We start from the raw sequence: 236 nt of genomic DNA on the forward strand, positions 1-236 counted from the left end.
GCTTATGAGGCGGTGTTTGATTATATTCCGCGAAGTTGGACGACGACCGGTTCGAATAACTCAAAACACACTAGCTCGATCATTCCAAATTGGGATCGCGAAATAATAAGTCCTGTTACCAAGGAGAAGGGCGCTCCGAAATCTTCGTTACCGTTTTCAGATGCATTCTGGAAGAGCAAACGTTTTGATTTAACTCATTTGAATTCCCTACTAAAGATACGCGGCTTTATTACTGC

The 236-nt window shown here is 42.8% G+C and carries 1 protein-coding gene; it reads left to right on the plus strand.

What is annotated here, in order from left to right; genetic code table 11:
* The coding region (locus RVY79_RS21570) for a hypothetical protein (RefSeq protein WP_317466665.1) at positions 1-236 on the plus strand (236 nt) is incomplete at both ends.

It is taken from the genome of Chromohalobacter sp. HP20-39, from assembly GCF_033052815.1.
Classification (GTDB): Bacteria; Pseudomonadota; Gammaproteobacteria; order Pseudomonadales; family Halomonadaceae; genus Chromohalobacter.